The organism is Microbacterium yannicii, from assembly GCF_024055635.1.
GTDB lineage: Bacteria > Actinomycetota > Actinomycetes > Actinomycetales > Microbacteriaceae > Microbacterium > Microbacterium yannicii.
In genome coordinates, this window is record NZ_JAMXMB010000040.1 from 276473 (window position 1) to 301764 (window position 25292).

Annotated in this window: 17 protein-coding genes, 1 tRNA gene and 1 other RNA gene; 11 read left to right on the forward strand and 8 right to left on the reverse strand. The window is 70.1% G+C overall.

Annotated features, from left to right (window positions below; all coding sequences use genetic code 11):
- The first annotated feature begins 7 nt into the window (after nucleotides 1-7).
- Entirely contained in the window at nucleotides 8-3955 is a 3948-nt protein-coding gene (locus NCG93_RS19055) for a Pls/PosA family non-ribosomal peptide synthetase (RefSeq protein ID WP_194413294.1), read from the forward strand.
- On the forward strand, nucleotides 3952-5256 hold the full coding sequence (locus NCG93_RS19060) for a M1 family metallopeptidase (RefSeq protein WP_194413295.1): 1305 nt from the start codon (nucleotides 3952-3954) through the stop codon (nucleotides 5254-5256). Before NCG93_RS19055 ends, NCG93_RS19060 begins: the two co-directional genes overlap by 4 nt.
- Here NCG93_RS19060 and NCG93_RS19065 read toward each other — a convergent pair.
- Nucleotides 5210-5830 (reverse strand): 4'-phosphopantetheinyl transferase family protein, encoded by a 621-nt coding sequence (locus NCG93_RS19065; RefSeq protein WP_206687319.1) that lies wholly within the window; start codon nucleotides 5828-5830, stop codon nucleotides 5210-5212. The two genes, NCG93_RS19060 and NCG93_RS19065, sit on opposite strands and share 47 nt — an antisense overlap.
- Before the next feature lie 86 nt (nucleotides 5831-5916).
- Nucleotides 5917-6069: a hypothetical protein gene (locus NCG93_RS19070; RefSeq protein ID WP_194413296.1), complete on the reverse strand. Its 153-nt coding sequence runs from the start codon at nucleotides 6067-6069 to the stop codon at nucleotides 5917-5919.
- 159 nt (nucleotides 6070-6228) lie between these two features.
- Here NCG93_RS19070 and NCG93_RS19075 point away from each other — a divergent pair, with 159 nt between their 5' ends.
- Complete coding sequence (locus NCG93_RS19075) at nucleotides 6229-6444, forward strand: three-helix bundle dimerization domain-containing protein (protein ID WP_194413297.1); 216 nt, start codon at nucleotides 6229-6231, stop codon at nucleotides 6442-6444.
- Between the two features lie 251 nt (nucleotides 6445-6695).
- Here NCG93_RS19075 and NCG93_RS19080 read toward each other — a convergent pair whose 3' ends face one another.
- Nucleotides 6696-7988: a DUF1254 domain-containing protein gene (locus NCG93_RS19080; protein WP_194413298.1), complete on the reverse strand. Its 1293-nt coding sequence runs from the start codon at nucleotides 7986-7988 to the stop codon at nucleotides 6696-6698.
- Nucleotides 7989-8126: 138 nt separating this feature from the next.
- Between NCG93_RS19080 and bsh the strand changes: the two genes are divergently transcribed.
- Entirely contained in the window at nucleotides 8127-9158 is a 1032-nt protein-coding gene (bsh, locus tag NCG93_RS19085; protein WP_284444969.1) for a choloylglycine hydrolase, read from the forward strand.
- A gap of 401 nt (nucleotides 9159-9559) precedes the next feature.
- Here bsh and NCG93_RS19090 read toward each other — a convergent pair.
- The 4 genes from NCG93_RS19090 to NCG93_RS19105 form a co-directional block, all read right to left on the reverse strand.
- Nucleotides 9560-9647 (reverse strand) — tRNA-Ser (locus tag NCG93_RS19090).
- 41 nt (nucleotides 9648-9688) lie between these two features.
- Entirely contained in the window at nucleotides 9689-11971 is a 2283-nt protein-coding gene (locus NCG93_RS19095; RefSeq protein WP_194413299.1) for a transglutaminase TgpA family protein, read from the reverse strand.
- Nucleotides 11958-13217, reverse strand: a complete 1260-nt coding sequence (locus tag NCG93_RS19100; protein WP_194413300.1) for a DUF58 domain-containing protein — start codon at nucleotides 13215-13217, stop codon at nucleotides 11958-11960. Before NCG93_RS19100 ends, NCG93_RS19095 begins: the two co-directional genes overlap by 14 nt.
- A gap of 7 nt (nucleotides 13218-13224) precedes the next feature.
- Nucleotides 13225-14247 (reverse strand): AAA family ATPase, encoded by a 1023-nt coding sequence (locus tag NCG93_RS19105; protein ID WP_194413301.1) that lies wholly within the window; start codon nucleotides 14245-14247, stop codon nucleotides 13225-13227.
- 209 nt (nucleotides 14248-14456) lie between these two features.
- Here NCG93_RS19105 and ffs point away from each other — a divergent pair.
- An RNA gene (ffs, locus tag NCG93_RS19110) (signal recognition particle sRNA small type) lies at nucleotides 14457-14553 on the forward strand.
- Nucleotides 14554-14663: 110 nt separating this feature from the next.
- Here the strand turns inward: ffs and NCG93_RS19115 are convergent.
- Nucleotides 14664-15335, reverse strand: a complete 672-nt coding sequence (locus tag NCG93_RS19115) for an NUDIX domain-containing protein (protein ID WP_194413302.1) — start codon at nucleotides 15333-15335, stop codon at nucleotides 14664-14666.
- 79 nt (nucleotides 15336-15414) lie between these two features.
- Here NCG93_RS19115 and pta point away from each other — a divergent pair, with 79 nt between their 5' ends.
- The 6 genes from pta to recR all read left to right on the forward strand — a co-directional run bounded on the left by pta (nucleotide 15415) and on the right by recR (nucleotide 25250).
- Entirely contained in the window at nucleotides 15415-17559 is a 2145-nt protein-coding gene (pta, locus tag NCG93_RS19120; protein ID WP_194413303.1) for a phosphate acetyltransferase, read from the forward strand.
- A 115-nt stretch (nucleotides 17560-17674) separates the two neighbouring features.
- Entirely contained in the window at nucleotides 17675-18910 is a 1236-nt protein-coding gene (locus NCG93_RS19125) for an acetate/propionate family kinase (protein WP_194413797.1), read from the forward strand.
- A gap of 139 nt (nucleotides 18911-19049) precedes the next feature.
- A complete protein-coding gene (locus tag NCG93_RS19130; protein ID WP_194413304.1) occupies nucleotides 19050-19781 on the forward strand; it encodes an HAD family hydrolase in 732 nt (243 codons plus the stop codon).
- Complete coding sequence (locus NCG93_RS19135) at nucleotides 19778-22303, forward strand: glycoside hydrolase family 65 protein (RefSeq protein WP_194413305.1); 2526 nt, start codon at nucleotides 19778-19780, stop codon at nucleotides 22301-22303. The genes NCG93_RS19130 and NCG93_RS19135 overlap by 4 nt, the downstream gene beginning before the upstream one ends.
- 55 nt (nucleotides 22304-22358) lie before the next feature.
- The gene (locus tag NCG93_RS19140; protein ID WP_194413306.1) at nucleotides 22359-24653 is read left to right on the forward strand and encodes a DNA polymerase III subunit gamma and tau; all 2295 of its coding nucleotides are present in this window, start codon (nucleotides 22359-22361) and stop codon (nucleotides 24651-24653) included.
- Between the two features lie 3 nt (nucleotides 24654-24656).
- On the forward strand, nucleotides 24657-25250 hold the full coding sequence (recR, locus tag NCG93_RS19145; protein ID WP_194413307.1) for a recombination mediator RecR: 594 nt from the start codon (nucleotides 24657-24659) through the stop codon (nucleotides 25248-25250).
- Nucleotides 25251-25292: the final 42 nt, after the last annotated feature.

Consider the following 25292-nt stretch of genomic DNA (forward strand, 5'->3'; position numbering starts at 1 on the left):
GCCGCCGGTGGGGGAGCGGCCAGAGCAGCTCGAACTCGACAGGTCCGGGGTAGCGACCCCGAGCCGGACCCTTCTCGACATCCTGCGCGAGACGACGGCTCGGCATCCCGAAGCATCCGCCCTCGACGACGGGTCCGGGTCGCTCAGCTACCAAGATCTGATGGCCCGTGTCGGGCGCACCGCCGCGCAACTCCACGACGCAGGCGTTCGTCGTGGTGACCGGGTGGGTGTTCGCGTCCCGTCCGGCTCGAAGGAGCTGTATATCGCCATCCTCGCCGTGCTCGCCGCGGGTGCTGCGTACGTTCCGGTGGACGTGGACGATCCCGACGAGCGCGCGCGCCTCGTCTTCGGCGAGGCCGGGGTCCGCGGAGTCATCACTGACGACGGCTACACCTCCGCTGAGGCGCAGGCCGACGACGCTGCCGAGGTGTCGGCATCCGCTCCACTGTTCTCGGGTGATGCACCACATCCCAGCACTCATGCGGTCGTCACCGTTCCACCGCCGGAGGTGACGGACGACGCGTGGATCATCTTCACGTCCGGTTCCACTGGTGTGCCGAAGGGAGTGGCCGTCACCCACCGCTCGGCGGCCGCGTTCGTCGACGCCGAGGCACGCCTGTTCCTGCAGAACGCGCCGCTCGGCCCGCGCGACCGGGTTCTTGCCGGACTCTCGGTCGCATTCGACGCGTCCTGCGAAGAGATGTGGCTGGCATGGCGGCACGGCGCGTGCCTCGTACCCGCACCTCGCGCACTCGTCCGCTCCGGTGAGGATCTCGCCCCGTGGCTCATCCGGCAGGGCATCACGGTGGTCTCGACCGTTCCGACCCTGGCCGCGATGTGGCCCGAGGACTCCATCGAGAACGTGAGGCTGCTGATCTTCGGCGGTGAGGCCTGCCCTCCGGAACTCGCCGCCCGCCTCGCCGCCGACGGTCGGGAGGTGTGGAACACGTATGGTCCCACCGAGGCGACCGTCGTCGCCTGCGCGGCGCCGCTCGACGCCGGCCCCGTGCGCATCGGGCTTCCGCTCGACGGCTGGGCGCTCGCCGTGGTGGACGCCGATGGTGCGCGTGTCGCCGAGGGCGACATCGGCGAGCTCATCATCGGCGGTGTCGGGTTGGCGCGTTACCTCGATCCTTCGAAGGATGCCGAGAAGTACGCGCCGATGCCGACCCTCGGCTGGGAACGTGCCTACCGCTCCGGCGACCTCGTGCGCTACGAGCCCGAGGGCCTCGTCTTCGTGGGCCGCGCCGACGATCAGGTGAAGGTCGGCGGGCGCCGCATCGAACTGGGCGAGGTCGAAGCCGCGCTGCAGGACCTCCCCGGGATCACAGCGGCAGCGGCGGCGGTGCGATCGACCGATGCCGGCGTTCCCGTGCTCGTCGGCTATCTCGTCGCGAACGAAGGCGAGAACTTCGACCGGGCGCACGCCCGGGCGTTGCTGGCCGAGCGCCTGCCGGCGGCTATCGTGCCGCTGCTGGCCGTCGTCGACGAGCTTCCGGTGCGGACATCCGGCAAGGTCGATCGGGCGGCGCTGCCGTGGCCGTTGCCCGGCGTCGAGGCGCCGCTGGCGGGACTGTCTCCCGCCGAGGCCTGGCTCGCGGAGCAATGGCAGAGCGTGCTCGGCATGCCGGTGCCGAGTAGGTCGGCCGACTTCTTCGACCTCGGGGGAGGGTCACTGGCGGCAGCGCAGCTGGTCTCCCGGATACGCGTGCGCGTGCCCGAATTCTCCGTCGCCGACATCTACGACGTGCCGCGACTGAGTTCCATGGCCAGGGCCCTCGGGCCGCTGGACGACGACGGACCGGCGACGTTCCACCGACCCGTGCCCACACCCCGCGCCACACAGTGGGTGCAGACGCTCGTCGGCGTGCCGCTGTTCATCATCACCGGCATCCGCTGGCTGCTCTACCTGCTCACGGCCAGTGCGCTGCTTCAGCTCGCGCCCGGCTTCGAAGCACTGCCCAGCACTCCCTGGTGGGTGCTCCTGATCGGGTTGGCCGTGTTCGCGACGCCCTTCGGGCGCATGGCCATCGCCGTGGTCGCGGCTCGACTGCTCTTGGCGGGACTGCGCCCGGGCGACTATCCCCGTGGCGGCAGCGTGCACCTGCGGCTCTGGCTGGCCGAGCAGATCGCCGACCAGATCGACGCCGTCGGCCTCGCCGGCGCACCGTGGGTCACCTACTACGCGCGGGCGCTGGGCGCGAAGATCGGGCGCGGTGTCGACATGCACACGCTGCCTCCCATCACGGGGATGCTGGAACTGGGCGACGGCGCCGCCGTCGAACCCGAGGTGGATCTCACCGGCACCTGGATCGACGGCGACGTCCTTCGCGTCGGGGAAGTGCGCATCGGCGCCGACGCGACGATCGGTGCCCGTAGCACACTGGCTCCGGGCACCAGGGTCGGGCAGCGCGCCGACATCGCGCCAGGCTCGGCCGTGTTCGGCCGTGTGCGGGCAGACCAGTCATGGGCCGGATCTCCGGCCGAGCGCGTCGGCGGCGTCGAGTCCGGCTGGCCCGCCGAACGGGCTCCGGCGCCGACACGCTGGCTCTGGGCATACGCGGTCTCCTCCGTCGCGCTGGCCCTGCTCCCGATCGCGTCGTTCGCCGTCGGCGCGCTGGTGATCGCGCTAGGGATCCGGGATGCCGAGACCCTCGCCGCCGCATTCCTCGGCGCCCTGGCGTGGCTTGTGCCCGCCGTCCTCGTGGTGGGTATCGTCTTCGCGGCATCCGTCGTGGTCGCGGTGCGCCTGCTGTCGATCGGGCTGCACGAGGGCACCCACCCCGTGCGCAGCCGGATCGGATGGCAGGCCTGGAGCATCGAACGACTGCTCGACTCGTCGCGCACGGTCCTCTTCCCGCTGTACTCGAGCCTCTTCACCCCGGTGTGGCTGCGCCTTCTCGGTGCGCGTGTCGGACGCGAGGTCGAGGCATCCACTGTCCTGCTCATCCCGTCGATGACGCGCATCGATGACGGCGCGTTCCTCGCCGATGACACCATGGTGGGTTCGTACGAGCTGCGCGGGGGCTGGATGCGGCTCGGACCGGTCCGGATCGGCAAACGCGCCTTCCTCGGAAACTCCGGGATGGCGGCGCCCGGCCACCGCGTGCCCCGTGACGGGCTCGTCGCCGTCCTGTCGTCCGCGCCGCTGAAGGCGAAGCCCGGGTCGTCCTGGCTTGGGTCGCCGGCCGTACGGCTGCGCCGGCTGTCGGCCGAGGGCGACGAGAGTCGCACGTACCGGCCGACGCTCGGTCTCCGGATCGCGCGCACGCTGTGGGAACTCGGCCGGTTCGTGCCTGTCGTCGTCACGTGTGCGATCGGTCTCTGCGTCCTCTTCGGCCTGGCGGCTCTGTGGGAGACCGTGGGACCCGTCTGGACCCTCCTCGTCTCCGGCATCGTGATGCTCGCAGCCGGTGCGGTGGCCGCAGGGCTGTCGACTGCGGCGAAATGGCTCATCGTCGGCGCGATCCGCGCAGGCGAGCAGCCGCTGTGGTCGAGCTTCGTCTGGCGCACCGAGGTCTCGGACACATTCACGGAGATGGTCGCGGCGCCCTGGTTCGCGCGCGCCGCTTCGGGAACGCCGGCTCTGGCGGTCTGGCTGCGGTCACTCGGCTCTCGGATCGGACGTGGCGTGTGGTGTGAGAGCTACTGGCTTCCCGAGCCCGACCTCGTCACGCTGGGTGACGGCGCGGCGGTCAATCGCGGCTGCGTTGTGCAGACCCACCTGTTCCATGATCGAATCATGAGCATGGACACGGTCGAACTGGAGGCTGGTGCGACGCTCGGCCCGCACAGTGTCATCCTGCCGGGGGCGACGCTCGGTGCGCATGCGACGGTCGGCCCCGCGTCGCTCGTGATGCGCGGCGAGACCGTGCCCGTCGGCTCGCGCTGGAGCGGCAATCCGATCGGGCCGTGGCGTGCGGTGAAGGTGCGCGCGTACCAGTCGACATCGTGAGCATCCACGATCCGTACGCACCGCAGAGCGGCGATCCGACCTTCGACGTCGAGTCCTACGAGCTCGACCTCTCGTACCGCGTGCGCACCAACCGCCTCGAGGGGCGGGCTGTCGTCAATGCGGTCGCGGCTGTTGCGACGTCGTCGATCGCGTTGGATCTGATCGGGCTGCGCGCGTCGCGGGTGCGCGTGGATGGCGACCGCCGGACGGCCTACGCCCAGGGACCGCGCAAGCTCCGGGTCGTGCTTCCGCGGCGGATGGAGCCGGGGGAGCGGTTCTCCATCGAGGTGACGTACGCGGGTGCGCCCGCGCCACGGCGCACACGCTGGGGCACCATCGGCTTCGAAGAACTCGAGGACGGCGCCCTCGTGGCTTCCCAGCCCATCGGCGCACCTACGTGGTTCCCCTGCAACGACCGTCCTGACGATCGCGCCCTCTATTCGATCACGGTCGCCACGGATGCCGGCTACACCGCGGTCGCCACCGGGGCTCTCATCGGCTCGGCGCGACGCGGGCAGTTCGAAGCCCGCACGTTCCGTTCCGCGGTGCCGACCGCCACGTACCTCACGGCATTGCACATCGGACGCTACGTCTCCACCACGCTGGCGGACTCCGAAGGCTCGGACGGCTTCCCCATCACGGTCGTCCACCCGCCCGCACTGCGAAACGAGGTTGCGACGGCGTTCGCGCCGGTCACGCGGATGCTGCAGCTGTTCGAGTCCGCCTTCGGCCCGTATCCTCAGGACGCCTGCACCCTCGTGGTGACTCCCGACGAACTCGAGATTCCGCTCGAGGCCCAGGGGATGGCGGTCTTCGGCGCCAACCATCTCGATCCGGCATCGGAGCGCCTCGTGGCGCACGAACTGGCGCATCAGTGGTTCGGCAACAGTGTCGGCGTCGCACGGTGGCAGGACATCTGGCTCAACGAGGGTTTCGCCTGCTACGCCGAGTGGATGTGGTCCGAGGCATCGGGCCGCCAGACCGTTCATGAGAAGGCGGCACGACACCATGCCCGGCTCGCCGGGCTCGATCAGGATCTGGTGCTGGCCGCTCCCGGTCCCGCGCTGATGTTCGACGACCGCGTCTACAAGCGTGGCGCACTGACCCTGTATGCGCTGCGACGTCACATGGGGGACGGCGCCTTCGCCGCGCTCCTGCGCGAGTGGGCGACCGCGGGCTCCGGCGATTCGGTGACGACCGCGGACTTCCGCGCTCTGGCCGTACGGCTCGCGGGCGCAGACATCGACGTGCTGCTCACGGCGTGGCTGGATCGAGCGGAACTGCCCCCGATGCCTCGCTGAATGCAGCACTGATGACGAGGCCCCGTGGGCCGTGGATGTCCCATCCCGCGATGATCGGCCCGCCCGGGACGACGGCCCGCCAGCCCAGGTCGCCGGCCAGTTCGACCGTCACGGTGCCCGGGTCGACGCGGAGGCCGCGCCCATCCGCCTTGAGGGCAGCCTCCACCCGCACCCAGTCTTGCAATCGAACGCTTTCTCGACCACCGAGGATTCCGTTCAACCCCGCGGCGTCCCTCACCGCGTCCGTCTCGACTTCGGCGTCGATCGCGAATGTGCCAGGACCGTGAGAGGCGACCGCCGCGACGGCGATGCCGCTCGCGTAGGCGACGGCAGGACGGGCCGAGGCATCCGTCGTCCGAACCGGACCATGCGGTCCGCCGCAGCGCACACAGGGATTCGACAGTTCGGCGCCGGGCTCCAGCATCTCGCGCAGAAGATGCCACGCCACGTCGCGGCGTGCGACGCCATTCGGCACCACCTTCCACGCGAGCCGTAGCCGCGTAGGAGGTGTGCTCGCGAGTTCTCGCTCGAAACGCCCGCAGTCCGGCACGGCGAGAGGATAGGTGCCGCTCACGAAGGGCCCTCCGTCCACTGCCTGTTCTCCTGATCCCATTCTGACGGCACCACGAGACACGGAAGCTCCGCACGAGACACGGGAGCTCAGCGCTCGCGAGCCCGGTCCTCTTCGACATCCAGCTCATCGAAGCTGCTGTCGGCGTCGTGCTCTTCCTCGTCGAGGGACGTCGGAGCCTCCCACGCGTCGGCATCGAAGGCAGTCTCCGCGAGATCAGGATCGGGGATCAGATCGCTCATGCGAAGACGCTAGGCGCTCCGCTGTCCACTCTGAGTGAGCAGCTTCCGAACATGCTGTGACCACTTGGGTGACAGGATCGCCCGCTGTGCCACTCGGCGGGTCTCTGACAGGACACCGAGGCCCGGTACGATGCACCGACCCGCAACCGAGGAGGACGTGTGGCCGAAAAGCGAACCGACGAAAACAGCGCATTCCGCGAAATCCTGGAAAGGATGACGCAGAAGTACGCCGACTTCCCGGCGGAGCGGACCACCGAGATCGTCGATGCCGTCCGCGCGGAGTTGACCGATGCAAAGGTCCGCGACTTCGTCCCCGTACTCGCCGAGCGCGAGGTCAAGAAGCGCATCAAGCAGGAGCAACGGTCGGAAGTCTGAATCCCCGGCCGGCGCCACCGGAGCTGCCCCCAACAGTCGCGAGGCGGGGTGCGGTCGGCGCTGCCCGCAACTATCCTGAGCGGGCATTCTGGTGAGAACTCGACTCGGGCGTGTCGGAGAATCGCGTACGCGCCATTCGATGTGCGACACCGCTAGCGCCGGTTGCGACATGAGGCAGTCATGTCGCATCCGGCGAATCAGCATGGTCGAGATCCGCGGAATTGCGGGCCTCTCGGAGACAAAATGCGGGGTCAGCGTGGGGTGATGGCGGGGAGGCGGTATGTGCCTTCGGCGATCGCGGTGTCGCCGCCGTAGGCGCGGATGATGACGGTGAAAGGGCCTTCGGGGGCGGGCAGCCAGTTCGCGGCCTCGAGCGGGTCGGCCGGCCGGCCGTGCTGCACGTGGAGGGTGAGCGATCCGTCCTCGCCATAGTGGACGCCGGGGGTGCGGTCGCCGATGGAGTACCGGTCGATCTCGTTGGCGCTGAGCAGCCGCTGCGGGATCGTGTAGAGGGTCGCCGACCAGAAGAACCGGGCTTTGGGGAGCTGATCGGCGGTGAACGTGATCGTGTAGTCGGTGGCGCCGGTGATGTGGTTGCCGGCGGAGTCGACGAGCCAGCCGCCGTACCAGGCGATCGCCGGAGGAAGCCCGTAGAGTCCCTTCTTCGCACCGACGTTGCGGTTGTCGTACGCGCCCGCCATCTCCTCCCGGGTGCCGAACAGTCCGGTCGAGTTCGAAGCATGGGAGGCGACGTCGTCGAGGTGGGCGATGCCGTCGGCCAGGCCCTGTTCGAACGCCGCCCGTTGGTTGTCATCGAGGTCGCTGGTGCGGAACGCGCCACGACCATCGAGGCCGACCGATGCCATGCGATCCCTGATGTCGCGGTCTTCCTCCAGCGCGGGCGCGAACTGCAGGAGATAGTCGAGATAGTCGTAGAAGCGGATGTCGGTGGCCGCGGCCTCGTCCCAGGTCGGCCACGACAGCGGCTCGGCGGCGGGTGTCGGCGCGCCCAGGTGCTGCGACAGCGGGACGGCCGAATAGGAATGCTGAATGCGCCGCAGTTCATCGACGTCGCCATCGGTGAACGCGGTGCGCCCGAGGCAGCCGACGAAATCCGTGGAGGCGGTGATCACCCCGTCGAACTCCTCGGGCGTGCCGCCCGTCCATGACGGGCCGGCAAGGAGATAGCGGCCGGGACCGGTGCCGGTGGTGGCCGCGCTGACGTACCCCGCGTACACCGTGTAGAGGTCATGGAACGGGAGGATGTAGAACCGGTCGATCGCCGGCACCGTGATCACCCACGGCTCGGCCCGCAGATCGAACCAACCCCACGAGTACGGGGTGTCGTTGTTCGGCGTCACGATGTCGGTGTTCGCCGGGGTGAACGGCTCCGAATAGTGCCGGTAGCTCCCGAACCCCCCGGTGAAACGGGGATCCTGAGCATCGACGGCCTGCTCGTACAGCGTGCGATAGTTCTCGATCATCGCGTACCCGAAGGTGTACGCATCGCGGGCGATCAACCGGAGAGCTGCCGCATCAGTCATAACTCCGACGCTATCCGAGCACCATCGCGCACGTCAGCCTCCTCGCCCGATCGGGATCGAGTTGCGGGCGATTGATCTGACGGACGGTGGCGACCTCGCGCGCCACTCTCTGGCACGCAATTGACGATCCTGATAGGCATGACCCGGGAGGGGCTTCTCAGAATCCGATCGAATGAAACGGGAGAAAGCCGTATGTGCACCGGACTGAGCTACACGACGAAGGACCACTATTTTGGTCGGAATCTCGACCTGGAGTTCTCCTACAACGAGACCGTGACCGTCACGCCGCGGAACTTCCCGTTCGAGTTCCGAAGGGCGGCGACGCTCACGACGCACCACGCGATCGTAGGCATCGCGACGATCGCCGAGGGGTATCCGCTGTACTACGACGGGGCGAACGAAAAAGGACTGGGCATGGCGGGCCTGAACTTTCCGGACAACGCGGACTACAAGCCCGAAGCTTCCGACAAGACGAACATCACTCCCTTCGAGTTCATCCCATGGATCCTCGGGCAGTTCGAGACGGTCGAGGAAGTGAAGACGGCTCTCGCAGGCATCAGTCTGTTGAAGCTCTCATTCAGCAAGACTTTCCCCCTGTCTCCGCTGCACTGGATCATTGCGGACAAATCCCAGTCGATCATCGTCGAAAGCGTGAAAGAAGGACTACGCGTCTACGACAATCCGTTCGGAGTGCTCACGAACAACCCGACGTTCGATATCCAGCGCTTCAATCTCAACAACTACATGCACCTGTCCACGTATCCTCCTGAGAACCATTTCGCCAAGGGGGTACAGTTCGACACGTATAGCCGAGGAATGGGCGCCATCGGGCTTCCGGGCGACCTGTCGTCGGCGTCCCGCTTTGCAAAAGCGGTGTTCACGAGGATGAATTCCGTGGCGGGAGAGTCCGAATCAGAGTCGATCAGCCAGTTCTTCCAGATCCTCGGGTCCGTTGCGCAGCAACGCGGGTGCGTGCACGTCGGCGGCGAAGACGAATTCGAGATCACGATCTACTCGTCTTGTTGCAACACCGACCAGGGGATCTACTACTACACGACCTACGAGAATAGTCAGATCACCGCCGTCGACATGCACAGGGAAGATCTCGACGGAACCACCCTGGTCGACTACCCGTTGATCAAAGGCCAACAGATCCACAGGCAGAACTGAGCGGCCGCATTACCGACAGGCCCGCGACACCCCACCGCTGAGGCCTTGTCACGGCGGCTGCGCGGCGGGTATCTCCGCTGTGCAGCTGCGCGCAAGCGGGTCCCTATGCGGGCACCGCGCAGATGAGGGAGGTGCGCGCGCGTCCGATGGGGATCACTACCCGGGCAGTCAATTCGGGCGTCGTGCGCACTCTGGAGCTTGACCCCCTGGACCGAGTGGAGAGAGGTCGGCAGAGCTCGACGAACGGGACCTGGGATGCCCCGTTGGCGGGGCAATTTGGCGATGTCCTTTTTGCCCCGCGGTCCGCGGAATTCCGGGCCTCTCGGAGACAGAATGTGACGATAACTGTGCCAGGGGATCTGAATCGAGTCTCGATCCCTTGAAAACACTGGGGTCACAGGTGGCGGAGGATGGGGGATTCGAACCCCCGAGGGCTTGCACCCAACACGCTTTCCAAGCGTGCGCCATAGGCCACTAGGCGAATCCTCCAGGAGGCCCCGGAGGGCCGCCGACCATCCTACCCTGCTCGGCTACCGCGCCCGAACCGGCGCCGTCCCCGCGTACACGCTGCCGGGGCGGATGATGAGCGATCGCGGCGCGAGCAGCGCGAGGATCCGGCGCGACGGCGGCACCGACGCCAGCAGCGCGAGCCTCACGGAACCGGCGGCGTCGGCTGCGGCATCCCCCATCCACTGCGAGCGCGCGCCGGCACGCGAGTAACTCGCGCGCTCGATCGCGAGCACGACGGTGCTCATGTCGGATGCCGGTGCCCCGTGCTGCTCGACGAGCCGGCGTGCGAACGCGCGCGGCGTCTCGCTGGCCGGCACCGAGATGCCCACATCGATCGCCGCCTCCTGCACGGACTGCCACGCGGCCGCTGCGTCGCCGCTCCGGGCGGCAGCGTCCTGCTGGCGGCGGCGCAGCTCGCGGATGAGGAAGGGGAGGGCGAGGAGCACCAGCAGCGCCGCCACGACCCCGAAGATCGGGAGAGGATCGAGGCCGGTCTGTGAAGCCGCGCCGGCCGCGTTCTGCCGCTCTTCCTCGAGATCGATGCGGGCGCGGTCCCCGGGAGCCGTCGGGGTGGCGCTGGACTGGGGGGTGGCGGCATCCGGGTCCGTCGGCTGACCGGGCAGCGCCGCGTCGGACGAGAACGTCGTCGGCACACCGAGGCCCGATGTCGGCTCGAACGCGATCCAGCCGATGCCGTCGAAGTACACCTCCGGCCAGGCATGCAGCTGGGAGCTGTACACAGTGAACACCGGCTGGCCGTCGACGCTCTCCGTCGTCGGCGTTCCCGGCAGGTAGCCGACCACGATGCGCGACGGCATGTGCAGGGTGCGCGCCATCAGGGCGAAGGCCGATGCGAAGTGGATGCAGTAGCCCTCGCGCACCTCCAGGAACCGGGCGACCGCTTCGGCGCCGCTGCCGTCGAAGCCCTCCTCGACGGGCGCGTCCAGGGAGTACTTGAAGTCCCCGCCTCGGAACCAGCGCTGGAGGGCCGTGAGCCGGTCGTAGTCCGTCGCGGCATCCGCCGTCACCTGCAGCGCGAGCTCGCCGATGAGTGGAGGGATGTCGGTGGGCAGCTCGGTGGTCTCGTCGCGCACCTGCGACCCCACCGCCGTGGTGGAGCGCACCTGCTCGAGCGAGGGACGTGCCGGAGCGTACGCGACCTCGTAGGACTGCCCCTGGGTCGAGCCGGTCGTCGAGGCGACCGTGTGGTTGTAGGGGACAGCACCCCACAGCCCTGCATTGAGACCATTGAGGCGGACCGCCGGGTACGGCACCGGCGCCCAGGGCGAGTCGAGGTTGACCACCTGGACGTTGGCCGTGTAGTCCACGACCCGGATGTCCTCCTCGGTGTCGATCGCGCCGAAAGGGGTCTCGGCGGCGAGGGAGATCGTCTGGGCCCGGTCGGGCTCCCACACGCCGCCCTCGAAGCGCGACAGCGTCGTCGCGCGCAGATACGGCACGGAGGGGGCGTTCGTCCGCACCCGGAGCACCTCGGCGTCCTGCGGGCGGCGCAGATCGTCACCGAGCTGCAGCGTCGCGTCGATCCCGGGCCCCGGTCCGATGCCCGATCCGGCCCGGGCGCCCGGCTGCGGCAGCACCGGCGTGGCCACGACGGCCACGACGATCGCGATCGCGCCGATGCCGAGGGCGGTCGCCGGGACGCCGGCGGTGCGCTCCGCCTCGCGCTCCATCGGCTTCTCGCGCGAGCGCGTCTCGGACCGGATGAGGAAGAGGATCGTCATCGCGAGGAACACGAACCCGACCACGTCGACGTCGCTCGGTGCGGCGATCGCCGGGATCAGTGAGACCGCGACGATGCCGACGGAGGCGAGGAGCGGCATCCGTGCCGTCACCGCCACGTGGTCGACGATGATCGTGAGCAGTCCCATCGCGCCGACCACGACGAACGCCAACGACAGCGTCGGCTCGAGCGGCGCCGCCCCTACAGCGATCTGCTCCATCGCCGACCCGACCAGGAGCGGCACGGCGCGCAGCGTGTCGAGCGTCGGGATCACCCAGAGCAGGGCGGTGTCGCGCAGGAACACCAGGGTCATGAACACGACCCACACCGCCGCCTCGATCAAGGTGACGGCGACGGCGGGGAGCCGGTAGCGGCGGGCGCTGTAGCCGGCCGCGAGCACCATCGTCGCGAGCAGCAGCGCGCCGATGAGCCACCAGCCGGGATCGATGACGCGCACCACCGGCAGGAGTGCCGCCAGCAGCGCCGCGAGGATCGAGATCGTCAGCAGGCGCTCGCCGCCGCGGCCGCGGGCGATGCGGGCAGCGGCCTCAGCCGAAGACATGGTGCACCCCGCGACCGATGGCATTCCCCCATGCGACGCCGAGGTCGCGATCGGGCCCGATGGAGGCGACATGCCAGCCGTGGTCGGCCGCGATGTCGAGCGCCTCGCCGATGGGGGCCGCGGCGAGCAGCAGAGGAAGCGTGCTGTGATGCGAGACGGGTCCGACCGCCACGGCATCGGCGGGGTCGAGCCGGCCGACGATCACCACGACCGGCCCGGTCGACACGCCGGCGAACAGCCGCGGAAGGCGGGGGAGCGCGTCGTCGCGGTGCGCGGTCACGGTGGCGAACTGCACCAGCATCGCGTCGACGGCGGTCATGTCGCCGCCGTCGATGCGGTCGGCGAGCACCGTGCCCTCGGAGTCGAGCACCTCGACGGCATAGCCGTCATGGACGAGCCGGGCGACCGCCGAGACGCACGCCGAGACGCCGGCTTCGAAACCGGCGTCCGCGCCGGGCGCGCGCAGGGCATCGGCCGACCAGCGCAGAGCCGCCCGATCGAGCACGACCGTCGCCTCGGGGGTGGACTCCTGCTCCTCCTGGCGCACCATCAGCTCGTCGCGGTGCGCAGTCGCGCGCCAGTGGATGCGGCGCATCGAGTCGCCCGAGGCGTACGGGCGCGCGACGAGGTTGTCGGCGCCTTGACCGAGCTGGTCGGTCGTGGTGTGCAGCAAGCCGCCGGTGGCGCCCGCATAGTCGATGAGCGGCGGCAGGTCCACGACGGCCGGTGCGACGGTGACCGGCGTCCTCTGGCCGAACACGACGGTGCGGCCGGCGAGCCCGAACGGGTCCGACGTGCGCACCGTGAGCGGGCCGATCGAGTGGACGCCGCGTCGTGCGCCGGTGAGGGTGTACGCGAGCAGGATGCTGCGCACGCCGCCGCGCTCGCCGCCGCGCAGTCCCGAGCCGAGCGCCGGGAAGGGGCCTTCGGCCTTGCCGCGGAGCCCCTGCGGCAGGGCGTCCCGCCACGTGCCAGGTGCGGTCGGCAGCGCGGTGCGGACCTCCACGCGCACCGAGACCTTCGACTCGCTGCCGACGGACGCGACGTCGGGTACGAGCGAGCGCGTGACGACGTCGGTGCGGCGGCCCACGTACAGCGAGGCGACGCTCGCCGCGACGACGGCGAGCAGCAGGATGCCGTAGTACATGAGCTCGACCAGTCCGGCCTCGTTCGCGACGATGAACCCGGCGATCGCGAGGACCACCGCGCCGGTTCCCCGGGCGGTCAGCGGCCACACGCGTCTCATGATCAGCTCACTGACGGGCGGCGATCGGCACCCGCACGTTGGCGGCGATGCGCTCGAGGATGGTCGCGATGGCGTCGGCCGCACTGCCGCCGCGTGCGCCACCCGCGGCGCGCGTGGGGATGAGGCGGTGCGCGAAGACGGCGGCCAGGAGCGCGGTGATGTCATCGGGGATGACGAAGCCGCGACCGTCGAGGGCGGCCCAGACCTTCGCCGCGCGCACGAGCTGCAGTGTGGCGCGTGGACTGGCGCCCAGCCGCAGATCGCTGTGCGTGCGGGTGGCCTGTGCGAGCGCCACGGCGTAGTCCTCGATCGCCGGTGCGACGTGCACCGCCCGGGCCCACGCGACGAGCCCCGAGACCTCGTCGGCCGAGACCACGGGTGCGAGAACGTCGAGCGGGTTGGCGGCGTCGCGCTGGCGCAGCATGAGCGCCTCGGAGCGGGCGTCCGGATAGCCCATCGAGATGCGCATCATGAAGCGGTCGCGCTGGGCCTCGGGAAGGGCGTAGGTGCCCTCCATCTCGAGGGGGTTCTGGGTCGCGACGACGAGGAACGGCTCGGGCACGTAGTGCGTCCGGCCGTCGACGGTCACCTGGCGCTCCTCCATGGCCTCCAGCAGTGCCGACTGGGTCTTGGGGGAGGAGCGGTTGATCTCGTCCGCGATGACGATGTTCGCGAAGATGGCGCCGGGCTTGAACTCGAACTCACGATCGACCGGGTTGAACACGCTGACCCCGGTCACATCTCCCGGCAGCAGATCCGGCGTGAACTGGATGCGGCGGACCGTCGCGTCCACGGAGGTCGCCAGGGCCCGCGCGAGCATGGTCTTGCCGACGCCGGGCACGTCCTCGATGAGCAGATGCCCCTCCGCGAGCAGGCATACCAGCGCACTGCGCACCGCGTCGGGCTTCCCGTCGATGACCGTGCCGACCGCGTGCAGGATCGCGTCCGTGATGCGGGCGAATCCCTCGGCCGTGAGCGCGCCGGCGCGTGCCTCCGGTCCCCTCCGGGCATCCGTCGCGGTGTCGACCATCAAGGCCTCCTCTTCCGCCCGTGAGCGGGCGGGTGGGCGGGTGTCTGCAGGCGTCCTCGCCCACGCCTCGATCCTATCCACGGGGCGCGTGCAGCGGCACTGGGAGAACGCTGGATGCCGCGGCCCGGCGAGCGTCGCCACGACGACCGTCCCGGCTCGCTCGAGCAGTGGTGTGTGACATCACCCCTGCGCGGAGCGGTTAGACTGTCGGAAGCTCTCCGCGAGGCGGCATCCAGGCCAACTCCCCCAGGACGGAAACGTAGCAAGGGTAACCAGGCTCTGCCGGGTTCGCGGAGAGTCTTAATTTTCCCCGGCGCTTCGACGAGCTCAGCGACCGGATCGGTCTCAGTGACCGGATCGGGCTCAGCGACCGGATCGGGCTCAGCGACCGGATCGGGCTCAGCGTCCGGATGGGCTCAGGGGCCGGCGGCGAAGGGGCCGTCGAGCACCGCCCACTGCAGCAGCATGATGGTCTTCGCGTCCTGGATCCGGCCATCGCGCACCATCGCCAGCGCCTCGTCGATCCCGATCTCGAGCAGCTCGATGTGCTCGCCCTCCTCCTGGAGGCCGCCCCGGTCGCCGGTGCGCGTCGAGCCGTCGTAGCGGGCGGCGAAGAAGTGCAGCCGCTCGGTGACCGAGCCGGGGCTCATGTAGACGTCCCAGACGTGCTCGAGCTCGCCCACCTCGACGCCCGTCTCCTCGGCCGCCTCCCTCCGGATCGCCGTCGCCGGATCGTCGTCGTCGAGAAGCCCCGCCGCCGTCTCGATGAGCATGCCGTCCGGATGGTCGTTGACGTAGACGGGATAGCGGAACTGGCGCGTCAGGAGCACCGTTCGCCGCTCGGGGTCGTACAGCAGCACCGTGGCGCCGTTGCCGCGGTCGTAGGTCTCCCGCTGCTGCGTCTCCCACCGGCCGGACGGGTCGCGATACTCCAGAGTGGTCCGCCGCAGCACGTGCCACGCGGCGGCCAGCACCTCGACATCCGTCACGCGGACGTCCGGGTTGCGCTGCAGGTCGCGTCCGGTCCGATCGAGGCCGGTGCGGCCGCGGTGGTCGGGGACGTCGATTCCGGGCCGCGGTTCAGGCATGCCTCGAGCGTAATCGGGCTGCGCCGTGGTCCGGCTCGAGGCCTGCCGCGGCATCCGACTCCGCCCGTAGGCTGGGGTCGTGGCCCAGAGCATCTACATCACGTCGGCCGAAGGCCACTCCGGAAAGTCGACCGTCGCGCTCGGCGTGCTGGATGCGCTGAGCCACGCGACGGCGCGCGTCGGGGTTTTCCGGGCGATCGCGCGGTCGACCGTCGAGCGGGACTACGTGCTCGAGATGCTGCTCGACCACGACGGCGTCGACCTGCCGTACGACGACTGCATCGGGGTCACGTATGACGACGTGCGGACGGATCCGGATGCCGCGCTCGCGACGATCGTCGAGCGCTACAAGGCCGTCGAGGCCCAGTGCGACGCCGTCGTCATCGTGGGCAGCGACTACACGGACGTCGGCAGCCCGGCGGAGCTCGCCTATAACGCGCGCATCGCGGCGAACCTCGGCGCGCCGGTGCTCCTCGTGCTGGGCGGCCGTTCGGCGCAGAACCAGACGCAGCCCGAGCAGCTCGGCTCGTCCCTCGCCCGCACCGCCGCGGAGATGGGCCAGATCGCCGATCTCGCGCTGGCGGAGCTGCGCCACGGCCGGGCCAAGCTGTTCGCCGTGGTCGCCAACCGCGCCGAAGCAGGCAGCGCCGCCGAGACCATCGCCGCGATCCGCCGGTCCGTCCAGGCGCACCTCGGTGAGCCCACCCTTCCGGCCTCGCCGGTGCCGGTGTGGGCCATCCCCGAGGATCGCCACCTGGTCGCGCCGTCGATCCGCGGGATCATGCGCTCGGTCGACGGCGAGCTGCTCGCGGGCGACCCCGACCTGCTCACCCGGGAAGCGCTGGCGGTCGTCGTCGCCGGCATGTCGATGGTGAACGTGCTGCCCCGACTTCTCGACGGCGCCGTCGTCGTCATCCCGGCCGACCGCTCCGAGGTGCTGCTGGCGACACTGCTCGCCCACGCGTCAGGCACCTTCCCCTCGATCTCGGGGGTCGTGCTCAACGGCGGCTTCGAGCTGCCCGAGCCGGTGACCCGGCTGATCGACGGGCTCGGATCCACGCTGCCCATCATCACCACCGACCTGGGGACCTACGAGACCGCCGCCCGCATCATGGGCACCCGCGGACGCCTTGCCGCCGACTCGCAGCGCCGCTACGACACCGCCCTGGCGCTCTTCGAGCAGAGCGTCGACACCGACGAGCTGCTCGTGTCCTTCGGCCTGGCCCGCGCGACCGTCGTGACACCGCTCATGTTCGAGTTCCAGCTCATCGAGCGGGCTCGGGCCCAGCGCAAGCGCATCGTGCTTCCCGAGGGCGACGACGACCGCGTGCTGCGGGCCGCCGCGACGGTGCTCAAGCGCGGCATCGCCGAGCTGGTGATCCTCGGCGAGCCGTTCGAGGTGAGGGCGCGGGCGATCGAGCTCGGCATCGACATCCAGGGCGCGGAGGTGCTGTCGCCCCTCGACGCGGTGCACGTGCACAGGTTCGCCGAGGAGTACGCGCGGCTGCGCGCGCACAAGGGCGTCACCGTCGGGCAGGCGGCCGACACGGTCACCGACGTCTCGTACTTCGGGACGATGATGGTGCACCTCGGCCTCGCCGACGGCATGGTGTCGGGTGCGGCTCACACCACCGCGCACACGATCCGCCCCGCGTTCGAGATCATCAAGACCAGTCCCGGCGTCTCGGTCGTCTCGAGTGTCTTCCTGATGGCGCTCGCCGACCGCGTGCTCGTCTACGGCGACTGCGCCGTCATCCCCGATCCCACCAGCGAGCAGCTGGCCGACATCGCCATCTCGTCGGCGGCGACCGCCGCGCAGTTCGGCATCGATCCTCGCGTGGCGATGCTCTCGTACTCGACGGGCGAGTCGGGGTCGGGTGCCGATGTCGAGAAGGTGCGGGATGCCACGGCCCTCGTCCGCTCGCGGGCACCGGGGCTGCTCGTGGAGGGGCCGATCCAGTACGACGCGGCGGCCGACGCCGCCGTGGCTGCCGCGAAGATGCCCGGGTCGGAGGTCGCCGGGCGGGCGACCGTGTTCGTCTTCCCCGACCTCAACACCGGCAACAACACCTACAAGGCCGTGCAGCGCTCCGCCGGCGCCGTGGCGATCGGGCCGGTGCTGCAGGGGCTCAACAAGCCGATCAACGACCTGTCGCGCGGCGCACTCGTGGACGACATCATCAACACCATCGCGATCACCGCGATCCAGGCGCAGGAGGCGTGATGCCACTCTCGGTCGTCGAGCGCGCGAAGCGAGGCGAAGCGCGGCAGCGTCTCGAGCACGTTTCGTCTCGCTCGTTCCTCGCTCGCTCGATGACCGGAATCGGGGCGTGACCCGCATGACCCCTGTGCTCGTCATCAACAGCGGTTCGTCGTCGTTCAAGTACCAGCTGCTCGACATGGACACCGAGCGCACCCTCGCCTCGGGACTCGTCGAGCGCATCGGCGAGCCGGTCGGTGTCGCCCGCCACACCGTGCACGCGGCGGCGCTCGCCGCGGCGGACGGACCGGCTCCCGCCGTGCTCGACGCCACGCGCACGCGCGAGCTTCCGATCCCCGACCACACCGCGGGCTTCGCCGTCATGCTCGACGCGTTCGCCGCGCACGGTCCGTCGCTGGCCGAGACGCCGCCCGTCGCGGTCGGCCACCGGGTGGTCCACGGCGGTGCCCGGTTCTTCGAGCCCACGCTCGTCACCCCGCTCGTCGAGATCAACATCGACGAGCTCTCGCTGCTCGCCCCGCTGCACAATCCGGCGAACCTCGCCGGGATCGTGGCCGCCCGCGCCGCGTTCCCCGAGGTGCCGCACGTCGCCGTCTTCGACACCGCCTTCCACCAGACCCTGTCTCCGGCGGCGTACACCTACGCGATCGACGCCGAGGTCGCGGCATCCCACCGCATCCGCCGGTACGGGTTCCACGGCACGTCGCACAAATTCGTCAGCGAGGCGGCCGCGGCCTTTCTCGGCCGCCCCCTCGGCGAACTGAAGCAGATCGTCTTCCATCTCGGCAACGGCGCATCGGTCACCGCGATCGACGGTGGCCGGTCTATCGACACGTCGATGGGCTTCACGCCGCTCGAGGGCCTGGTCATGGGCACGCGGTCGGGCGACATCGATCCGGCGGTGCTCTTCCAGCTCCAGCGACGCGCCGGCATGAGCGTCGACGATCTCGACGACCTTCTGAACAAGCGCAGCGGACTGCTCGGACTCGCCGGCTCGAACGACCTCCGCGACATCCGATCGGCGATCGAGCGGGGCGAGCCGCGAGCGATCCTCGCCTTCGAGGTGTACGTCCACCGGCTGCGCGCCTACGCCGGCGCCTACCTCGCTCAGCTCGGCGGCGCCGACGTCATCTCCTTCACCGCCGGCGTCGGCGAGAACGCTCCGGGTGTGCGTGCGGGGGCGCTCGAGACGCTCGGATTCGCGGGCGTCGAGATCGATCACGCGCGCAACGAGAGTGCCGAGCGAGGCATCCGGATCATCTCGACGGATGCCTCGGCCGTGACGGTGCTCGTCGTCCCGACCGATGAGGAGCTCGAGATCGCGCGCCAGACCCTGAGCGTCGCGCGCCCGTAACCTCAGCGGGGTGTCGAGCGGGCGCCGGACCGCATTACGCTTGCTGGACGGCACGCTCGCCCAAACGCCTCGCTGAGAAGGCACCGCCGAAAGGCGCCAGGGAGTGCCGAGCACACCCGCACCCGCTCCCGGAGGTTCTGTGGCCCACGACGCCCTGCCCGATCTGACCGCGTTCGACGCCGTGCTCTTCGATCTGGACGGCGTCCTGACGCCGACGGCCGAGGTGCACATGCATGCGTGGCAGAGCATGTTCGAGGAGCTCTTCGCCGCGTGGGACATCACGCCGCCGTACACCGAGCGCGACTACTTCGACCACCTCGACGGCAAGAAGCGCTACGACGGCGTGGCGAGCCTGCTCCGCTCGCGCGATGTGGAGGTGCCCTGGGGCGACCCGTCCGACCCCCCGTCGGCCGACACGGTCTGCGGCATCGGCAACCGCAAGAACGCCGTCTTCGAGAGGGTGCTGCGTGCCGAGGGCATCGCGGCGTACCCCGGATCGCTGCGCCTGCTGGACGTCCTCGCCGCCGCAGGCACACCCGTCGCGGTGGTGTCGAGCTCCAAGAACGCGGAGGAGGTGCTGGCGGCAGCCGGCATCCGGGACCGCTTCCCTGTCGTGATGGACGGCGTCATCGCCGAACGCGACCACCTCGCCTCGAAGCCGGCACCGGATGTCTTCGTCGAGGCGGCACGGATGCTGGAGGCCGATCCCGCGCGCTGCGCCGCGGTGGAGGACGCCATCAGCGGTGTGCGCTCGGCGGCCGCGGGCGGCTTCGGACTCGTCGTCGGCGTGGACCGCGGCGTCGGAGTGCAGGATCTCATCGACGCCGGCGCCCACATCGTGGTTCAGGACCTGGAGGAATTCGTACGATGATCGACCGCGACCGCTTCCCCGTCGACGAATGGCGGCTGATCGAGTCGTCGTACGACCTCGACGACGCCGGCGTCACCGAGACGCTCTTCGCCGTCGGAAACGGCTATCTCGGCCTGCGCGGCAACCACCCGGAAGGGCGGTTCGCTCACGAGCAGGGCACGTTCATCAACGGGTTCCATGAGACGTTCCCCATCCGCCACGCCGAGCAGGCGTACGGGTTCGCCGAGGTGGGGCAGGCGATCGTCAACGCGCCCGACGCGAAGGTGATGCGCGTCTACGTGGACGACGAGCCGCTGTCGCTCGACGTGGCCGACGTCCGCGAGTACGAGCGGGTGCTCGACATGCGCGACGGCGTCCTCCGCCGGCACGTGCGGTGGACCACGCCGTCGGGCAAGGACGTCAAGATCGACATGGAGCGGCTGGTGTCGTTCGAGGAGAAGCACCTCGCGCTGATCAGCATCGAGGTCACGGTGCTCAACGCCGATGCTCCCGTCACGGTCACCTGCCAGATCATCAACCGACAGGACGGCGAGGACGTCTACGGCGGAACCCCCACGGCACCGCGGAAGGCGGGATTCGACCCGCGCAAGACCGAGAAGCTGAACGAGCGCGTGCTGCAGCCGCAGGAGTACTGGCAGGACAAGCTGCGCTCGGCGCTGTCGTACCGCGCCACCGACTCGGGAATGACCGTCGCCGTCGTCGCCGACCACCTGGTCGACACCGAGAACGAGTACAGCTCCCGCACCCTCATCGAGCCCGACATCGCCAAGAACGTGTTCCGCGTGCAGGCCAAGGCGGGTGTGCCGGTGCGCATCACGAAGCTCGTGAGCTACCACACCTCGCGTGGCGTGCCCGCGCGCGAGCTCGTCGACCGGTGCCGTCGCACGCTCGATCGCGCGCTCGCGGTGGGCGTGGACGCGATCCGGGACGATCAGCGCACCTGGCTGGACGGCTTCTGGGAGCGCTCGGACGTGCGCATCGGCGGGCACCCGGACCTGCAGCAGGCCACGCGCTGGTGCCTGTTCCAGCTCGCACAGGCCACGGCCCGCGCCGACGGCCAGGGCGTGCCGGCGAAGGGCGTCACCGGCTCGGGGTACTCCGGGCACTACTTCTGGGACACCGAGATCTACGTCCTCCCGTTCCTGGCCTATACGACGCCGCTCTGGGCGCGCAACGCGCTGCGCATGCGCTACCTCATGCTGCCGGCCGCTCGCCGCCGCGCGTTCCAGCTGAACGAGGCCGGTGCGCTCTTCCCGTGGCGCACGATCAACGGCGAAGAGGCATCCGCCTACTACGCCGCCGGCACGGCGCAGTACCACATCAACGCCGACGTCAGCTATGCGATGGCGAAGTATGTGCGCGCGACCGGCGATGACGAGTTCCTCTACCGCGAGGGCGTCGACATCGCCGTGGAGACCGCACGACTATGGGCGACCCTCGGCTTCTGGCGCTCGAACGACGGGGTGGTCGACGGCGAGGGCGACACGTTCCACATCCACGGCGTCACCGGGCCGGACGAGTACACCACCGTCGTCAACGACAACCTCTTCACCAACGTGATGGCCCGCTTCAACCTGCGCTTCGCCGCGCGCACGGTGCGCGAGATGGCCGAGGTCGACGGCGAGGTCTATCGCCAGATGGTCGACCGTCTCGCGCTGGAGCCCGGTGAGCCCGAGGCCTGGGAGCGAGCCGCGGAGGCCATGCACATCCCGTTCAGCCCGGGTCTCGGCATCCATCCGCAGGATCACGTGTTCCTGGAGCGCGAGATCTGGGACCTGGAGAACACGCCGCCCGACAAGCGGCCGCTGCTGCTGCACTTCCACCCGTTGGTGATCTACCGCTACCAGGTGCTCAAGCAGGCAGATGTCGTGCTGGCCCTGTTCCTGCAGGGCAACCACTTCTCGGATGAGGACAAGCTCGCCGACTTCGAGTACTACGACCCGCTGACCACGGGCGACTCGACGCTGTCGGCGGTCGTGCAGGCGATCCTCGCGGCGGAGGTCGGCTACCAGGACCTGGCGCTCGAGTACTTCAGGGAGTCGATCTTCGTCGACCTCGGCGACCTGCACCACAACGCCGCCGACGGCGTGCACGTGGCATCCGCCGGCGGCGTGTGGACGGCACTCGTCTCGGGCTTCGGCGGCATGCGCGACCACTTCGGCGAGCTGTCGTTCGATCCGCGTCTGCCCGCTGCGTGGCCCTCGCTCGAATTCGTCCTCCACTGGCACGGCACCCGACTCGTGGTCACCGTGACCCGCGACGAGCTGCGGGTGAGCGCCACCGACGGCGACCCCGTCGGCTTCAGCGTGCGGGGCGTCGGCTACGTCGTCGGTCCCGGCGAGGAGGTCGTCGCGCGCCTGGATGGGCAGGGTCCCGTCATCGCGGGCCGACCGTCGCTGCGCGAGCTGGGCGACGCCCGCCGCGAGGACGGCTCGCTGCTGTCGGCCTCCGTGCCCACCGTCACCTCGACGATTCCCATCATCGTGGGCGCGGCCGATGTCGAGCACGGCGCCGACGCGTGACCGAGGGCGCCCGGCGACCCGGCGCGATGTCGGCGCCACGCCGTAGGCTGGGGGAGTGACCACCGCCCTCTATCGCCGCTATCGGCCTGAGTCGTTCGGCGAGATGATCGGGCAGTCGCAGGTCACCGAACCTCTGATGACGGCGCTGCGCAGCGATCGCGTCGGGCATGCCTATCTGTTCTCCGGTCCGCGCGGGTGCGGCAAGACGACGTCGGCGCGCATCCTGGCGCGATGCCTGAACTGCGCGCAGGGGCCGACCGACACACCCTGCGGCACCTGCGACAGCTGCATCGAGCTCGGGCGCGGTGGTGGTGGCTCGCTCGACGTCGTCGAGATCGATGCTGCGAGCCACAACGGCGTCGACGACGCGCGCGACCTGCGCGAGCGTGCCGTGTTCGCCCCCGCCCGCGACCGCTTCAAGATCTTCATCCTCGACGAGGCCCACATGGTCACGCCGCAGGGCTTCAACGCCCTGCTCAAGCTCGTCGAAGAGCCGCCCGACCACGTCAAGTTCATCTTCGCGACGACCGAGCCCGAGAAGGTCATCGGCACGATCCGCTCGCGCACGCACCACTACCCGTTCCGCCTCGTGCCGCCGGCCGCGATGCTCGAGTACGTCGAGCAGCTCTGCGGGCAGGAGGGCGTCGAGGTCGAGAAGGGCGTGCTGCCGCTTGTCGTGCGGGCGGGAGGCGGCTCGCCACGAGACACGCTGTCGCTGCTCGATCAGCTCATCGCCGGGTCCGAAGACGCCAAGGTCACCTACGCCCGCGCCGTCGCGCTGCTCGGGTACACCCACGCCGAACTGCTCGACGAGGTGGTCGACGCCTTCGCCGCCTCAGACGCAGCCGCCGCCTTCGCGGCGGTCGACCGCGTCGTGCAGACCGGGCAGGACCCGCGTCGCTTCGTCGACGATCTGCTCGAGCGCCTGCGCGACCTCATCGTCGTGTCGGCGACCGGTCAGGGCGCCGCAGCGGTACTGCGCGGCATCTCCGCCGAGGACCTCGCCCGCATGCAGGGTCAGGCCGATGCCTTCGGGCCGTCGCGACTGTCGCACATCGCGGATCTCGTCATCGCCACCCTCGACGACATGACCGGTGCCACCTCGCCCCGGCTCCAGCTCGAGCTCATGGTCGCACGCGTGCTGGCGCGAGGCGCGGGCGGCGCCGCTGTGCCGGCACCCGCCGCTGCTGCCGTGCCCGCCGCTGCCGCTTCGCCGGCGTCGCCCAGCACGGCGGCGCCGGGTGCACCGGCGCCCGCGGCTGCCTCCGGCGATCGCGCAGCTTCGGGGTCGGCGCCCGCTGCGGCAGGCGCACCCGCGGCTCCCGCGCCGGCCGCCGCCGTCGAGGCTCCTCCGGTTCCCACCGGACCGGTCACCCTCGAGCGGTTGCAGCAGGCCTGGCCGCAGGTGCTCGGTCGCCTGGAGGACGTCAGCCGCTCGTCGTGGATGCTCGCCTCAGGCGCGCGTACCGCGGCGCTCGACGGCGACGTGCTCACGCTCGCGTTCTCGAGCCAGAGCGACGTCGCGAAGTTCAAGCAGCTCGCCGCCGGCAAGGGCCCGAGCGAGGACCTGCGGCAGGCGATCCTGGCCGTGCTCGGCATCCGCGTGAAGTACATCGCCCGCCACGACGCGGGCGGTGGCTCGGGCGGCCCGGCGGCATCCGGTCCGGCGAGCCCCGCGCCCGCGGCTCCCGGACGCGAGGCCCCGCCCCGCGCCGCCGCACCGGAAAGCGCACCGGAGACGGCCTCAGCGGAGATGGCACCCGCTCCGCGCGTGCCGGCGTCCGCGCCCGCCGCCCCGGCCGCAGGGCGACCGTCCAGTTCGCCCGCACCCCGTGCCGCGGCATCCGCTCCCGCCCCCCGCGGATCGGCAGCGGCGCCCGCACCCCGCGCCTCGGCATCCGGCGGTCCATCGACCATGTCGGCTGCGGCCGCTCCGGTGACCGACTGGGCCGTCGCGACGATCCCGTCCGACGATGACGCTCCGCCGCCCGACCCGGGTCCGGCCGCGCTACCCACCGAGACACCCGGCCAGTTCGCGGTCGACGACGAGCCGGAAGACGCGGCGACGTCGGTCGCACGCGTCGCGACGCTCGCGCCCCCGCGGGAAGGAGACGTGCTTCCTCCCGCCGAGGTCGTGCCCTCCATCGAACCGGATGACGACGAGCTCGAGGACGAGCCGGATGCCGTCGCCGATGTCCCGGTGCCGCCGACAGTCGCCCCGCCGCTGGCTCCGGTGGTGACCACGCGCAACGGCGGAGTGCAGCGCTACGGCGAGGCGGTGGTGCGTCAGGTGCTCGGCGCCACCTTCGTGCGCGAGGAACCCTACGAGCCGCCGACGAGGTTCAACTAGCCCATGTACGACGGCATCGTCCAAGATCTCATCGACGAATTCGGCCGCCTCCCCGGGATCGGCCCCAAGTCGGCGCAGCGCATCGCATTCCACATCCTGCAGACGCCCAACTTCGACGTGTCGCACCTCGCCGAGCTCCTCAGCGTCGTGCGCGAACGGGTTCGTTTCTGCGAGGTCTGCGGCAACGTCTCCGAGCAGGAGCGCTGCTCGATCTGCCGCGACCCGCGCCGCAACCAGACGCTGGTGTGCGTCGTGGAGGACGCCAAGGACGTCGCTGCGATCGAGCGCACCCGCGAGTTCCGCGGCCTCTACCACGTGCTGGGCGGCGCGATCAGCCCGATCGCCGGCATCGGTCCGGACGATCTGCGCATCACCCAGCTCATGCAGCGGCTCGCCGACGGCACCGTGCAGGAGGTCATCCTGGCCACGAATCCCAACCTCGAGGGCGAGGCCACGGCGACGTACCTCAGCCGGCTGCTGCACACGCTCGAGATCTCGGTGACACGCCTGGCCTCCGGCCTCCCGGTCGGCGGTGACCTGGAATACGCCGACGAGGTGACTCTGGGCCGTGCCTTCGAGGGACGACGCTCGGTCTGACTCGGCGGATGTCGGAACTCCGCCGTAGATTGGCGGTCGGCC

Excerpts from the sequence above, each read along its gene's own strand:
- bsh (WP_284444969.1), top strand. The coding sequence starts at position 8,127 with ATGACCCGGGAGGGGCTTCTCAGAATCCGATCGAATGAAACGGGAGAA.
- NCG93_RS19100 (WP_194413300.1), bottom strand. The coding sequence starts at position 13,217 with ATGAGACGCGTGTGGCCGCTGACCGCCCGGGGAACCGGCGCGGTGGTC.
- NCG93_RS19125 (WP_194413797.1), top strand. The coding sequence starts at position 17,675 with ATGACCCCTGTGCTCGTCATCAACAGCGGTTCGTCGTCGTTCAAGTAC.
- NCG93_RS19070 (WP_194413296.1), bottom strand. The coding sequence starts at position 6,069 with ATGAGCGATCTGATCCCCGATCCTGATCTCGCGGAGACTGCCTTCGAT.
- recR (WP_194413307.1), top strand. The coding sequence starts at position 24,657 with ATGTACGACGGCATCGTCCAAGATCTCATCGACGAATTCGGCCGCCTC.
- NCG93_RS19105 (WP_194413301.1), bottom strand. The coding sequence starts at position 14,247 with ATGGTCGACACCGCGACGGATGCCCGGAGGGGACCGGAGGCACGCGCC.
- NCG93_RS19080 (WP_194413298.1), bottom strand. The coding sequence starts at position 7,988 with ATGACTGATGCGGCAGCTCTCCGGTTGATCGCCCGCGATGCGTACACC.
- NCG93_RS19095 (WP_194413299.1), bottom strand. The coding sequence starts at position 11,971 with ATGTCTTCGGCTGAGGCCGCTGCCCGCATCGCCCGCGGCCGCGGCGGC.
- NCG93_RS19135 (WP_194413305.1), top strand. The coding sequence starts at position 19,778 with ATGATCGACCGCGACCGCTTCCCCGTCGACGAATGGCGGCTGATCGAG.
- NCG93_RS19115 (WP_194413302.1), bottom strand. The coding sequence starts at position 15,335 with ATGCCTGAACCGCGGCCCGGAATCGACGTCCCCGACCACCGCGGCCGC.